Origin of the sequence: Sphingomonas sp. DC4900 (assembly GCF_049896485.1) — a bacterium.
Lineage (GTDB): Bacteria > Pseudomonadota > Alphaproteobacteria > Sphingomonadales > Sphingomonadaceae > Sphingomonas > Sphingomonas aquatilis.
On the sequence record NZ_JAFCUK010000001.1, the window covers coordinates 242,250 to 255,636 of the forward strand.

Genomic DNA, 13,387 nt, shown 5'->3' on the forward strand with positions numbered 1-13,387 from the left:
CTCCTATAAAGGACTCATGCTCGACGTTTCCAACAGCATCGCCCAGCCCGCCGTCTCCGCGCCCGCCACGGCGATCAGTCGGCACGATTACCGGCCGCCGGCCTGGGCCGTGCCCGAAACGCGGCTGGTGTTCGATCTGGATGCCGCCGCGACGCGGGTTACGGCGACGCTGTCGGTGACGCGCAATCCCGATGGTGGTGCGGGCCAGCCGCTGCGGCTCGACGGGGCGGGGCAGGAATTGCTCGCTGTGCGAGTGGACGGCGTCGCGGTGCGCGACTGGCGGATCGAAGGCGAGCAACTGGTCGTGCCGCTGCCCAGCGACGCGCATACAGTCGAGACCGAGGTGGAGATCGCCCCCGAACGCAACACGCAGCTGATGGGCCTGTACGCCAGCGGCGGCATCCTGTGTACGCAATGCGAGGCGGAAGGCTTTCGGCGGATCACCTATTTCCCCGACCGTCCCGACGTGCTGAGCCGCTACAGCGTGCGACTGGTGGCGGATAAGGCGCGCTATCCGGTGCTGCTCGCCAATGGCGATCCCATCGAGAGCGGCGATCTGGAGGATGGGCGGCATTGGGCGGAGTGGAACGATCCCTTCCCCAAACCCAGCTATCTGTTCGCGATCGTCGCAGGGAATCTGGCGGTCAATCGCGGTAGCTTCGTCACGCAATCGGGCCGCGAGGTCGCGCTGGGCATCTGGGTCCGCGCCGCCGATATCGACAAGACGCATCATGCGCTCCACGCGCTGAAGCTGTCGATGGCGTGGGACGAACGCGTCTATGGCCGCGAATACGACCTCGACGTGTTCAACATCGTCGCGGTCGACGATTTCAACTTCGGTGCGATGGAGAACAAGGGGCTGAACATCTTCAACAGCCGCTACATCCTCGCCGATCCCGACACGGCCACCGATTACGATTACGACGCGATCGCCGCAGTGGTGGCGCACGAATATTTCCACAATTGGTCGGGCAACCGCATCACCTGCCGCGACTGGTTCCAGCTGTCGCTGAAGGAAGGCTTCACCGTATACCGCGACCAGGGCTTTTCGGCGGACCAGGGTTCGGCGGCGGTCAAACGGATCGAGGACGTGCGCGGCCTGCGCGCAGCGCAGTTCCCCGAGGACGCCGGCCCGCTCGCGCATCCGGTGCGTCCCGAAAGCTACCTCGAGATCAGCAACTTCTACACGGCGACCATCTACAACAAGGGCGCCGAGCTGATCCGCATGATGGCGACGATCCTGGGCCCCCAGGCGTTCCGCGCCGCGACCGACCTGTATTTCAGCCGCTTCGACGGGACGGCGGCGACGTGCGAGGATTTCGTCGCCTGCATGGAAGAGGCGAGCGGCATCGACCTGACGCAATTCCGCTTGTGGTACAGCCAGGCCGGCACGCCGCGTGTCGCCGCCAGCCTGGGCCATGAGGCGGGCGAGGGCCGTGCCACGCTGCGCCTCGCCCAGCACGTCCCCGCAACGCCGGGGCAGGAGACGAAGCAGCCGATGGTGCTGCCGCTCAAAATCCGCCTGTTCGGCGCGGAGACGGGCCAGCCGATCGGGCCGGAGCGGCTGGTGCTGCTGGACGCGGCGGCGAGCACGATCGTGTTCGACGGCGTTACCGAACGCCCCGTCCTGTCGATCAACCGCGGCTTTTCGGCGCCGGTGATCGTCGAAAGCGACCGCAGCGCGGCCGATCTCGCCTTCCTCAGCGGGCATGATGACGATCCGTTCGCCCGCTACGAGGCGATGCAGCAGCTGATGCTGGATACGTTGGTGGCGGGTGCGGTCGAGGGGCGGGCGGACCATGGTGCGGTGATTGCCGCGGTCGCCGATACGCTGGGCAATCGCGATCTCGATCCCGCCTTCATCGCTGAAGCGGTGCTGCTGCCGTCGGAAAGCTTCATCGGCGACCAGCTGGCGCTGGTCGATCCCGATGCGATCTTCGCGGCGCGCGAAAGCCTGCGCCGGGCGCTCGGCACCGAACTCGCCGATGTGTGGCGGCATGCCTATGAGGCGGGTCCGCGCGACGCCTATGCCTATACGCCGGTCGCCAAGGGGTTGCGCCGGCTGCACAATGTGGCGCTGGGCTATATCGCCGCGAGCGGTGCGGGGGATGCGGCGAGCCTTGCCTTCCACCAGTTCGAGCGCGCCGACAACATGACTGATCGGCAGGGTGCGCTGACGACGCTGGCGAGCGGTTATTCGGACGAGCGCGAGGCGGCGCTCGACATCTTCTACAACCGCTATGCCGGCAACAGCCTGGTCATCGACAAATGGTTCCAGACGCAGGCGCTCGCCAGCCGTGACGATACCGGGCGGCTGGTCGAAGATCTGGCGCGACATCCCGATTTTACGCTCGCCAACCCCAATCGCGCCCGCTCGCTGATCGGGGCGTTCGGGGCGAACCAGCGCGCGTTCAATGCGGCGGATGGATCGGGGTATCGCTTCCTCGCCGAACAGCTGATCCAGCTCGACAAGCTGAACCCGCAGACCGCGGCGAAGCTGTTGCCGCCGCTGGGGCGCTGGCGGCGCTTCGATTCGACCCGGTCGGCGGCGATGCGCGCCGCGCTGGAGCGGATCGTCGCGGTCCCCGGCCTGTCGCGTGACCTGTTCGAGCAGGCCTCGAAGAGCCTGGGGTGATCGGGCGGCCATCACGGCAAGGGGGACCGGACGCCGAGAGCCGGTGGCGATCCGCCGATCGGGGAGTCGCGCGCCGATCGGTGTAAAGGTTTGCCGACGCCGAATACTTCGGCTGGGCGTGCCGATGTCCTTGCCGTTAACAACCGGCGAAGATGTGCCGCCGACGTACTGCCGCGGCAAGACAGGACGCTGATCCAGATTAATTCGCTTGTTACTGCGATCCATGTTGCGTGTCTTTCGGCGCAAGCATAGGCTGCACAGGTCTCGGGGTGGGAGAAGACGTGTGAGCGTACGGCGTGGGGTTGGGATTCTGGCGCTGGCGGCGCTGTTGTCGGGCTGTGGTGACGGCGGTTCGGGCGGCGGCGGGGCGACGGGCAGCACGCCGACTCCGACGTCCACGGCGACACCGACCCCCACGGCCAGCAATGGGTGTTCGCTGCGCAGCCGCCAGGATTGGGTCGCGGCGCAGATGAAGGAATGGTATCTGTTCTACGATACCCTGCCGAACAGCCTGGATCCGAGCGGCTACACCAACGTCGACGATTATCTGGATGCGCTGACCGCGACGGCGCGGTCGCAGCGCAAGGATCGGTATTTCACCTATCTGACGTCGATCCAGCAGGAAAACGCCTATTACAGCCAAGGGTCCAGCGCGGGTTTCGGCTGGCGGCTGGGGCTCGATTCGACCGGGCGGCTGTACGTCACCGAAGCCTATGAGAGCGCGCCGGCGCTCAACGCCGGGATCGATCGTGGCGCGGAAATCCTGGCGATCGGCACGTCGTCGAGCAATTTGCAGACCGTCAGCAGCCTGTACAATGCCGGCGGCAGCGCGCTGAGCGATTCGCTGGGGCCGAGCACGACCGGTACGCAGCGCTATTTCCAGATTCGTGACGCCAGCGGCACGCGGACCGTGGCGGTGACGAAGACCGACTTCACGCTCAGCCCGGTGTCCAACCGGTACGGCGTCAAGATCATCACCGACAACGGCCAGCGCTACGGTTACGTGAACCTGCGCACCTTCATCACCACGGCGAACGACCAGCTGCGCAGCGCCTTCGCCCAGTTCAAGGCGGCGGGCATCACCAACGTCGTCGTCGACCTGCGCTATAATGGCGGTGGCCTTATCGACACTGCGGTCGTCATGAGCAACCTGTTGGGTGGCAACCGCGCGACGACCGACGTGATGAGCTACATGAGCTTCCGTCCGGAAAAGGCGTCGGAGAACACGACCTATCTGTTCCAGTCCGAGCCGAACGCGATCGCGGCGACCAAGATCGCCTTCATCGGCACGGGTAGCACGGCATCGGCGAGCGAATTCGTCATCAATGCCTTCGTCCCCTATCTGGGCGCCAACGACGGGCTGATCGGCGGCAACACCTATGGCAAGCCGGTGGGGCAGATCGCGCTGGACCAGAAGTCGTGCGACGACCGGCTGCGCGTGATCGCCTTCGCGTTGCAGAATGCGGCGCGGCAGGGGGCCTATTATAACGGCCTCGCCAGCACGATGGTGTCGACCTGCCAGGCGGGCGACGACATTTCGTATCCGATGGGCGATGCGCGCGAGGCTTCGACACGGGCGGCGCTCGACTTCCTGCAGGGCAAGAGCTGCACGCGCATTTCCGCCTCGGCGAGCGCGAGCGCGAATGCGGGTAGCGGAACCGGCCCGATGGCGACGCGCAGCTCGCTGCTGACCGACGTGCCCGAGCGCGAGGCGCTGATGCCGCCGGTCGAACGCCGTACGCCGGCGCAGCGCGAGGTGCCGGGGCTGTACTGACGCCGCGCGCTTTTGCCGATATGGCCACCCTCGACCAACATCGGGGGTGACATGCAGGACGACGACAGCTTCGTGTACGACGAGGCGAGTGGTGAGTGGATCAGCGCCAGCGACGCGGCGGCGAAGGCGGCCGCGTCCGGTGGCGCGGTCGGTGGCGGCGACAGCGCCGTCGCGGTGCGCGACGCGGTCGGCAATTTGCTGGCCGATGGCGACCAGGTGACGCTGATCAAGGACCTGACCGTCAAGGGCGCGGGCCAGACGCTGAAGCGCGGCACGCTGATCAAGAGCATCCGATTGACCGGCGATGCGCAGGAGATCGACTGCAAGTTCGACGGGATCAAGGGGCTGGTGCTGCGCGCCGAGTTCGTGCGGAAGCGCTGAATGGACGTGGCGGACATCGGCCGGCGGCTGGACCCGAGCTGGCGTGCAGCGCTCGACCCGGTGCTGGCGGGTGAGGCGATGGCGGAGCTGCGCCGCTTCCTGACCGCGGAAGAGGCGGCGGGGAAGGCCATCCTGCCGCCGCCGAACGACTGGTTTCGGGCGCTGGAGCTGACGCCGCTCGACGCGGTGAAGGTCGTGATCCTGGGGCAGGACCCGTACCATGGGCCGGGGCAGGCGCATGGCCTGAGCTTTTCGGTGCAGCCGGGGGTGAAGGTGCCGCCGTCGCTGCGCAACATCTTCAAGGAATTGCACGACGATCTGGGCGTTTCTCCGCCGGGCCACGGGCATCTGGAGCGCTGGGCGAGGGCGGGCGTGCTGCTGCTCAACAGCGTGCTGACCGTCGAACAGGGGCGTGCCGCGGCGCATGCCGGCCGGGGGTGGGAGGCGTTCACCGATGCGGTGATCCGCGCGGTCGCGGCCAAGCCGGAGCCGGTCGTGTTCCTGCTGTGGGGCGCGCATGCGCAGAAGAAGGCGGCGTTCGTCACCGACGTGGCGCACGGCGGGCGGCATCTGGTGCTGCGAGCGCCGCACCCGTCGCCGCTGTCGGCGTATACCGGCTGGTTCGGCAGCAAGCCATTCAGCCAGGCGAATGCCTTCCTGACCGCGCACGGCCGCGGGCCGGTGGATTGGGCGTTGCCGGCGGTGTGAGGCAAGGCATGGCCGCGTCCTTCCGTTCACCCTGAGCCTGTCGAAGGGTGCTTGTCCGCAAGCGTAACGCTGGGGGCGGACCCGCCCTTCGACCGTGAGCAGGTGAAGCCATCCCCCGGATGGTTTCAGCCGATCCTGGGAGGCTCGGCGACCTGCTTACCAAGGCGAACGGGATGGGGGCAGGCGGTTTCCTCGGGCCGATTGCGCGCGGAAGTGGACGAAGTGGACGGTACGTCATCGTCCGGAATCACGCCGAGCCGGCGTCGCCCATCGCCGCGAGGTCGCGCTCCCACGCTTCGTCGCTGGCGCGCAGCTCGGCGCGGTGCGCCGCCTCTTCACGCGCCGCCGCGGCCCGCTCCTCGATCGCATCCTGCTCCGCCTCCGACACGAAGCGCGGCGGCTGGTAGCGGACGAAGGGTTTCGGCAGCGGATCGCCGGCCTCGCGCGCATAGGCGTCCGCCTCGACCTGATCGATCACGCGGTTGAGGCAGAGCGTCGCGGCATCGGGCGAACGCTCGGCGCGCACCGTGTCCATCCACGCGCCGTAGCGGACGGGATCGCGGTAGCGCAGCAGGAACATCGTCAGCTTTTCGTCATAGCGGCGGCGTTCGCCGATCTGTTCGCCCTTGTAGAAGATCGGCGTGGCGACACCGTGGATCGCGCGGGAAAAGGCGGCGTCGGACAGGCGCTGGATCGCCTGGTCGAGCGCGGCATCCCAGGCGAAGCGGAAGCTCTGCGCATCGGTGCGCGCGCGCAGCGCATAGGCCGCGCTGGTGCTGATCCCGACGCGCTTACACGCACTGTCGACGCAGCCGCATTCGGCGAGCGCGCGGATGAAATCGACCTGCCGCTGCGGCGTCCAGCCATCGTGGCGATGGCGCAGTTCGACAGTGTCGAAATCGAGCGGGTTACGGGGCGCGGCCTTGCGGCGGCGGGGCGAACGATGGGGTGCATGAGACATGCGTCGCCATTGGGCAGGTTTTGCGCGTGTAGGACAGGGGGTGGGGGAAAGGCGCGGTTTTCTGCGGGGTGTGGGGCGGAGGCGTCCTATGGGGTGAAGGCTGTCGTATTGCGGCGGGTGATTGACATTGGACAAGTCGTTGTCCATCTTCGCTGTCATGCAGGCCGTCAGCTATTCTGAAGCGCGTGAAAACCTGAAGGCGATGATCGACAAGGTCGTCGCCGACCGTGCGCCGCTGGCCATCACGCGCCAGCGCGGCGAGGGCGCGGTGCTGATTTCCGAAAGCGAATGGGCGTCGATCGAGGAGACGCTGTACCTGTTGCGCTCACCGAAGAACGCCGAGCGCTTGCTGCAGGCGGTGCGTGGGTTCGAAGCGGGTGAGGAAGGCGTCGCGTTTCCGTGAGGGTGTCGTTCTGGCCGACGGCGTGGGACGACTACCGTCAGTGGCAGGACAGCGATCCGAAGACGACCGACAAGATCAACGCGCTGATCGAGGAATGCCGGCGTCACCCGTTCAAGGGGACGGGCAAGCCCGAGCCGCTCGGCGGTAATCTGTCAGGCTGGTGGTCGCGCCGGATCAACTCCGAGCATCGGCTGGTGTATCGCGTCGCGGGCAGCGGCGAGGAGCAGGTGCTGCAAGTGGCGCAGTGCCGTTATCATTATTGATAAGTCTTGATGGCCATTACGCCTCCGGCGGTAAAGGCCCATCTGAGTCGTCGCGCTCAAGTTTCTTGTCGCGCCGGGCGTCCCAAACCCGCTCCTGCTGCCGCGTCAACGTTACCGGATCGGACGTGCTGCCTCGCAGATCGATGAGCTGAAGATGGACAAGGCGCGTTTGTAGCGAGATCGTGTTCGACCGGTCGAACAGGTTCTTAACACCGAACCGCAACGCCTCGCCGCGCGTCCCGTATTTGCTGTCGACTTGGCCAGCGACGACCAGCAACCCCTCTTCGACGTTGGTCGACGTCTGGATGAAGGCGCCGATAATGCCTTCGACGGTGATCATGACGCTCTGCGACGGTTCGACAATGACATATTCATGGGCCGCGAGTTCGAATGTTGGCCCGTCTTCCAGCAGCGAATGCACGACGCTCCAGCGGCCCGCCCGATTCATCCGCAAAATTCGACCGGGGTTCAGCGTGTAGGCCGCTTCCTTGAGTGCGTCGGGCGTGAAGGGTCTGATCTGTAACAGCCGCTCGCTGTGCAAACGGCTGATCTGCCGGTTGGTGAGGACGTTACCGTACATGCTGCTCTCCCAAGCCGGCTACAACGACGCCGTGCAGGCCGGCAATGATGCGCTCCAACTCCGCCCGCCGTGCCGCGTATGTATTGCGTTCTCGGAGTAGCTCGGCTCCGGCCGGGCCGGCGGCATTCCGGTCCGCCAGATGCGCGAGCCGGTCATCGTAATATCCCATCAGGAATGTCAGCGCGTTGAGATGCGTCGAGCGCTGCTGGACGGCGAGCGTCGCTGCAGCCTCGGTCCGGATGCTATCGGACTCAGCGCGCTGTGAGCGCATTTGGACCTGCTGCAGGATTAACGTGCAGATCAGTCCCGCGACGGCCAGGCCTGAGAACAACGCGTTCGTGACCCCAAACGCATCGCCGAACTGCCCGCGCGCGGCGAGGTTGGGGATCATCCATGCCACACCGGCATAGACGCCCGCCTGGACCACGATCACCGCCACGGCCAGGATCGCCGCATCCCGCCAACCAACACCGTTTATCGTCACGCCGCTCGCCATCGCAGCAACGATGGCCAAGCGCCCGAGCGGCGACCAGCGGAGATTACTCCGAAACGGCGGGACCTCGCCGGCGTGGTGGTGGGTTCACTCCGCCGCCGGCAGATACACCTCGCTGCCCTTCTCGCGGAACTTCTCGCTCATTTCCGCCATGCCGGCTTCGGCGTCCGTTTCGCTTGGGGCTGCCCCTCCACCATGCTGCGCATGGTCCCCCTCCCCGCGGAGCGGGGAGGAATTGAGGAAGGTGTCGATGCCGGCATTCTGCTTCGCGGCGAAGTCGCGGACTTCCTGCGTGATCTTCATGCTGCAGAATTTGGGGCCGCACATCGAGCAGAAGTGGGCGGTCTTGGCGCCTTCCGCCGGGAGCGTCTGGTCGTGGTATTGCTCGGCCGTTTCGGGGTCGAGGCTCAGGTTGAACTGGTCGCGCCAGCGGAACTCGAACCTCGCGCGGCTGAGGGCGTCGTCGCGGACCTGGGCGGCGGGGTGACCCTTGGCGAGGTCGGCGGCGTGGGCGGCGAGCTTGTACGTCACCACGCCGACCTTCACATCGTCGCGGTCGGGCAGGCCGAGGTGCTCCTTGGGCGTGACGTAGCAGAGCATTGCGGTGCCGTACCAGCCGATCATCGCAGCGCCGATGCCGCTGGTGATATGGTCGTAGCCGGGCGCGATGTCGGTGGTGAGCGGCCCCAATGTGTAGAAGGGGGCTTCGCCGCACGCTTCGAGCTGCTTGTCCATGTTCGCCTTGATCTTGTGCATCGGCACGTGGCCGGGGCCTTCGATCATGACCTGAACGTCCTGCGCCCAGGCGCGGTGGGTCAGCTCGCCAAGCGTGTAGAGCTCGCTGAACTGCGCTTCGTCGTTGGCGTCGGCGATCGATCCGGGGCGCAGGCCATCGCCGAGGCTGTAGGCGATGTCATACGCCTTCATGATCTCGGTGATCTCGTCGAAGCGTTCGTAGAGGAACGATTCCTTGTGATGCGCGAGGCACCATTTCGCCATGATGCTGCCGCCGCGGCTGACGATGCCGGTGACGCGCTTGGCGGTCATCGGGATGTAGGGCAGGCGGACGCCGGCGTGGATGGTGAAATAGTCGACGCCCTGTTCGGCCTGTTCGATCAGCGTGTCGCGGAAGATCTCCCACGTCAGGTCCTCGGCGATGCCACCGACCTTTTCCAAGGCCTGGTAGATCGGCACGGTGCCGATCGGCACGGGGCTGTTGCGGATGATCCATTCGCGCGTGTCGTGGATGTTGCGGCCCGTCGACAAGTCCATGACCGTGTCCGCGCCCCAGCGGATCGACCAGACGAGCTTGTCGACTTCGCTGGCGACGTTGCTGGCGACCGCGCTGTTGCCGATGTTGGCGTTGATCTTCACGAGGAAGTTGCGGCCGATCGCCATCGGTTCGGATTCGGGGTGGTTGACGTTGTTGGGGATGATCGCGCGGCCGCGGGCGACCTCGTCACGGACGAATTCGGGCGTCACGTAATCGGGGATGGCGGCGCCGAAGCTTTCGCCGTCGCGGGCGTATTCGCGCAGACGTTCGCGGCCGAGGTTTTCGCGGGTGGCGACGTACTCCATTTCGGGCGTGATGATGCCGCGGCGGGCATAGTGCATCTGACTGAGGTTGCCGCCGGCCTTGGCGCGGAGCGGCTTGCGCCCGGTGTGCGGGAATTGGGGGACGCCGCCGGACCGGTCGGGGCCGAGCTGGCCGTTGTCTTCGGGGCGGATGGCGCGGCCATCGTACGCCTCGGTGTCGCCGCGGGCATCGATCCACTGGCGGCGCAGCTGCGGCAGGCCGGCCATGATGTCGATGCGGGCGTTGGGGTCGGTATAGGGGCCGGAGGTGTCGTAGACGCGGACGGGGGGCTCGCCCGACGACGGGTCGAGGTGGATTTCGCGCATCGCGACGTTGAGCGGGCCGACGTGGACTTTCTTCGAGCCGCGGATGGGCCCGGTGGTGACGCCGATGGCGCTGCCCGCGAGGGGGATTTCGGTGCGGGCGGGGATGTCAGCCATGGGTCTTGCTCTCCAAATACGGAGAGCGGGCGGTGTACTGGTGTAGACCGCTCCCTCCCTCCGCCGGTCTTAACCGGATCAGGTTCAGCGGGTCGCGGCCTCGTGGCCGCCTCTCAAGCGCCGATAGGGACCCCATCAAAGTATTACTTTGATGGGAACCCGGTAGCGCTCCCCCGGGGATGACAGGGGTTTACGCGCTTTTTCGGAAGGGCGCCATCCTATTCCTCCCCCGCCAGGGGGAGGGGGACCGTTCGGCGTCAGCCGAATGGTGGAGGGGGAGGTCGGCGGCGTCGTCTGCTTTAACAGAGTACGCCGCCGTCCTCCCCCTCCGTCAGCTTCGCTGCCACCTCCCCCTGGCGGGGGAGGACTTGTTGGGGTTAGCCGCTGGCAGCGCTGGTGCGGATGTTGCCGTTGATGCCGTTGGGGAAGAAGCCGCCCGCCGTTACCGCCGCCTTGTTGAGGAAGACGATGTTGAGCACCTGGCCGGTCGAGCGGCTGTAGACGATGCCGTTCGAATCGGTCGGCACGATGTTGGCGGTGGTGGTGTCGCCGATGCCCTGATCGGTGTCGCTGGCGCCGTCCAGGCTGTCGCGCGCGTCGGAGATGAGGCGTGCGTTGTTGAGGATCGCCGGGTTGTAGAGGATCGACGAGGCGTCGATGCCCTTGCGGTACAGGACCGAGCGGATGAGGCCGGCGTGATAGCTTTCGGCGGCGAGGATGCCAGCGGCGGCCTCCAGATACACCTTGTTGCCGATCGCGGGCGCGGCGCCCTTGTACGCGCTGACGCCGACGTCTTCGAACAGGTACGCGCCGAGCAGGAAGCTGATGTCGTCGGCATAGGGGTTGAACGTGCCGCTGGCGCCGACCACGCCGGCCGCGCGGGCGGCGGCGGTGAAGGCACCGTTGGCGTCGCCCGAGATGTTGATCGCCGGCATCGCCACCGCCGCGCCGACGCCGTTCGCCCCGGCGCCCAGAGCGGTGCGCAGGAAGGTGACGTGGGCGATTTCGTCATTGGCGATCTCGCGCGCATATTGCGCGACGACCGGATCCTGGAAGGGCACCTGCGCGCCGCCGGTCACCGTGCCGCCGATGCCGACGCCGGTGGTGAGGCCGGGGTTCAGGCCTTGGCCGAAGGCAGCCCAGCTGTAGAATTGCGCCTCGAGATATTCGAGGTTGAGCGCGAAGTTGAGCACGTCCGCGTCCGCGGCGATCGGCGTCGGGCTGCCGGTGGGCGTGGGGGTCGGGGTCGCGGTGCCGCCGGTGTCGCCACCGCAGGCGGCGAGCAGCGAGAGTGCACCCGCCGAGGCGGCGGCGCCGCCGGCATAGCGCAGGAAGGCGCGGCGTTCGGCACGGCGATCGGCGATCGCGGAAAGGATGGTATCGGTCGGAAGATCGGTCATCGGGTCTGTCCCTGGCGAAATCGGTTGGAGCGCGTCGGCGATCAGGAGGCGGTGGCCGCCTTGATCGTGCCGTTGAGGCCGGCGGGGAAGAACCCGCCCGCGCTCGTCGCCGCGGCTTTGAGATAGACGATGTTGAGCACCTGATTGGGGCTGCGGCTGTAGACCACGGCGTTCGCGTCCGCCGGCACGATGTTCGACACCGGGAAGGTCGGCGCGGGCGTCGGCGAGGCGGTTGCGGTGGGGGTCGGCGTCGGCGTGGGGGTGGGCGTCGGCGTCGGGGTGGGCGTAGCGGTGACGCCGCCCGCGGGCGCAGTGGTGGTGCCGGGCGTGATGCCCTGATCGATGTCGGTCGCGCCGTCCAGGCTGTCGCGCGCGTCGGAGATGCCCTGCACCCAGCCGATCAGCGGCGACCCCGAGACGAGGCCCTTGCGGTACAATTCGCCGCGGATCGTCGCGGCATGATAGGCCTCGGTCGCCATGATGCCGGCCGCAGCCTCGACATAGGTCTTGGTGAGCAGCGGCGCGGCGCCCTTGTACGCGGTGACGCCGACGTCTTCGAAGATGAAGGCGGCGAGGAGGAAGGCATCCTCGTTCGCATACGGATTGAACGTCTGGCCGGCGGTGATGATCTTCGCGGCGACCGCGGCGGCGGAGAAGGCGCTGTTCGGGCCGACCGACAGGTCGAGCGCGGGCTGCGCGACGACCGTGCTGCTGCCCAAGGCATTGCGCAGGAAGGTGACGTGCGCGACCTCGTCCGCAGCGATTTCACGCGCGTAGCGGGCGATGATCGGATCGGCGAAGGGCACGGCGGTCGCGCCGGTCGCATTCACCGACCCCGCCGTGCCGGCGCCACCGAGCAGGCTCGACGAAATGCCCGCACCGGTGGTGGCGTACGCGTAGAATTGCGCTTCGAGATATTCGAGGTTCAGCGCGAAGTTCAGGATATCCTGATCGGTATAGGTCGGCGTCGGGGTCGCGGTGGGTGTCGGCGTCGGCGTCGACTGGGCGGACGCGCCGCTGGCGAGACCCAGCGCCCCGGTGACGGCCATGGCGCCCAAAGCATCGCGGAAGAAGGCGCGGCGCTGTTCGCGGCGGTCGACGCGGGCGTCGAGGGCGGCGATCAGCCGGTCGCTGTCGATATCGGTACGGGCGGTCATGACTTCAGGGTCCTCCCCAAACACGCGGGCGGCGGCGGACCGCCGAGAATGGCAACAGCCGTTCCGCATCCCGCCGGACGCGTCAACCCCGCATGGCGGGGAAAGCGCTCGGCTCGGCGTGTCTTCGTAACTTTGGGGAAGGCCGGGGTGCGGTCGTCAGGGGGCGGCGGCGGCGATGGTTCGTGCGAAGCCGCGAAGCCGCGAAGGAAGAACGGATTTCGCGCAGAGGCGCGGAGGACGCAGAGGGGGGGCTATGCGCCCTTGGGGTGAGGGAAAAGGGGTATCGCGCGGATCAAGACCGAAGGGGGCTTGCGCCCACGCTCATTCCTCCCCCGCCAGGGGGAGGTGGCATGCCGGAGGCATGACGGAGGGGGAGGAAACACCAAGCTATGTGTCTCTTACCGCCCCCTCCGTCACCGCTTCGCGGCGCCACCTCCCCCTGGCGGGGGAGGAATGACTCCGGCCGTCATACTGGCGTGGGCTTGAAGCTTTTGATCAGGGCGCTGGCAACCGCGAAAGACCCCAGTCTGCGCTGGGGTGACCGTTCCGCCGTGGTGGAGCAAATCTTGAAACGAAAATCCTCCCCCACCCGGGGGGCAGGTGGAGGAGGATCCAT

General features: G+C 67.1%; 12 protein-coding genes. 6 read left to right on the forward strand and 6 right to left on the reverse strand.

The genetic code is table 11. The annotated features are described in order from the left end of the window. Window positions 1-16 precede the first annotated feature (16 nt). The 4 genes from pepN (at window position 17) to ung (ending at window position 5,498) form a co-directional block, all read left to right on the forward strand. Complete coding sequence (pepN, locus tag ACP690_RS01200; RefSeq protein WP_426259880.1) at window positions 17-2,635, forward strand: aminopeptidase N; 2,619 nt, start codon at window positions 17-19, stop codon at window positions 2,633-2,635. A gap of 283 nt (window positions 2,636-2,918) precedes the next feature. Continuing rightward, window positions 2,919-4,409, forward strand: coding sequence for a S41 family peptidase (locus ACP690_RS01205; protein WP_426259881.1), 1,491 nt, complete (start codon window positions 2,919-2,921; stop codon window positions 4,407-4,409). Between the two features lie 51 nt (window positions 4,410-4,460). After that, window positions 4,461-4,790 carry an alkylphosphonate utilization protein gene (locus ACP690_RS01210; RefSeq protein WP_426259882.1) on the forward strand — a complete coding sequence of 110 codons (330 nt, stop codon included), beginning with the start codon at window positions 4,461-4,463 and terminating at the stop codon, window positions 4,788-4,790. Next, complete coding sequence (ung, locus tag ACP690_RS01215) at window positions 4,791-5,498, forward strand: uracil-DNA glycosylase (RefSeq protein WP_426259883.1); 708 nt, start codon at window positions 4,791-4,793, stop codon at window positions 5,496-5,498. A 247-nt stretch (window positions 5,499-5,745) separates the two neighbouring features. Here the strand turns inward: ung and ACP690_RS01220 are convergent, their stop codons facing one another. After that, the gene (locus ACP690_RS01220) at window positions 5,746-6,459 is read right to left on the reverse strand and encodes a hypothetical protein (protein WP_426259884.1); all 714 of its coding nucleotides are present in this window, start codon (window positions 6,457-6,459) and stop codon (window positions 5,746-5,748) included. Between the two features lie 127 nt (window positions 6,460-6,586). On the opposite strand from ACP690_RS01220, the gene ACP690_RS01225 reads away from it, so the two are divergent. Continuing rightward, window positions 6,587-6,862 carry a type II toxin-antitoxin system Phd/YefM family antitoxin gene (locus tag ACP690_RS01225; protein WP_426259885.1) on the forward strand — a complete coding sequence of 92 codons (276 nt, stop codon included), beginning with the start codon at window positions 6,587-6,589 and terminating at the stop codon, window positions 6,860-6,862. Further along, window positions 6,859-7,125 carry a Txe/YoeB family addiction module toxin gene (locus tag ACP690_RS01230; RefSeq protein WP_426259886.1) on the forward strand — a complete coding sequence of 89 codons (267 nt, stop codon included), beginning with the start codon at window positions 6,859-6,861 and terminating at the stop codon, window positions 7,123-7,125. The genes ACP690_RS01225 and ACP690_RS01230 overlap by 4 nt, the downstream gene beginning before the upstream one ends. 16 nt (window positions 7,126-7,141) lie before the next feature. On the opposite strand, the gene ACP690_RS01235 is transcribed toward ACP690_RS01230, so the two are convergent. The 5 genes from ACP690_RS01235 to ACP690_RS01255 all read right to left on the reverse strand — a co-directional run bounded on the left by ACP690_RS01235 (window position 7,142) and on the right by ACP690_RS01255 (window position 12,771). Continuing rightward, complete coding sequence (locus ACP690_RS01235; RefSeq protein ID WP_244057108.1) at window positions 7,142-7,705, reverse strand: hypothetical protein; 564 nt, start codon at window positions 7,703-7,705, stop codon at window positions 7,142-7,144. Then, entirely contained in the window at window positions 7,695-8,219 is a 525-nt protein-coding gene (locus ACP690_RS01240) for a hypothetical protein (RefSeq protein WP_426255528.1), read from the reverse strand. Before ACP690_RS01240 ends, ACP690_RS01235 begins: the two co-directional genes overlap by 11 nt. A gap of 66 nt (window positions 8,220-8,285) precedes the next feature. Then, window positions 8,286-10,214 carry a phosphomethylpyrimidine synthase ThiC gene (gene thiC / locus ACP690_RS01245; protein ID WP_426259887.1) on the reverse strand — a complete coding sequence of 643 codons (1,929 nt, stop codon included), beginning with the start codon at window positions 10,212-10,214 and terminating at the stop codon, window positions 8,286-8,288. Between the two features lie 377 nt (window positions 10,215-10,591). Further along, a complete protein-coding gene (locus ACP690_RS01250; protein WP_244057099.1) occupies window positions 10,592-11,614 on the reverse strand; it encodes a ferritin-like domain-containing protein in 1,023 nt (340 codons plus the stop codon). Window positions 11,615-11,655: 41 nt separating this feature from the next. Next, window positions 11,656-12,771, reverse strand: a complete 1,116-nt coding sequence (locus ACP690_RS01255; RefSeq protein ID WP_426259888.1) for a ferritin-like domain-containing protein — start codon at window positions 12,769-12,771, stop codon at window positions 11,656-11,658. Window positions 12,772-13,387 lie beyond the last annotated feature (616 nt).